The sequence below is a fragment of the Comamonas sp. A7-5 genome (genome assembly GCF_039581385.1).
Classification (GTDB): Bacteria; Pseudomonadota; Gammaproteobacteria; order Burkholderiales; family Burkholderiaceae_C; genus Comamonas; species Comamonas thiooxydans.
This window is the reverse complement of sequence record NZ_JBCPWO010000077.1, coordinates 1-250: the sequence shown is the minus strand read 5'-3', so window position 1 is coordinate 250 and position 250 is coordinate 1. Positions and strand designations below refer to the sequence as shown.

The window sequence follows — 250 nt, the reverse complement described above, 5'->3', positions numbered from 1 at the left end:
AACGATATGCGCTTTGCGCTGCCCCAGGGTTACTCGCATGCCGATCCGTTCTTCCAGTACATGAAGGACACATTCGATGTCCTGTACGCCGAGGGCAATGCCAGCGGCGACAACGCCCCCAAGATGATGAGCATCGGCATGCACTGCCGACTGCTGGGCCGTCCCGGCCGGATTACAGCGCTGCAGCGCTTCCTCGACCACATCCAGAAGCACGACAACGTGTGGGTGTGCCGCCGTATTGATTTGGCTC

Annotated in this window: 1 pseudogene; it reads left to right on the top strand. The window is 60.0% G+C overall.

Annotated elements, in window-relative coordinates:
- Nucleotides 1-250: pseudogene (locus tag AAIL67_RS24830) on the top strand (allantoinase); the annotation flags it as partial.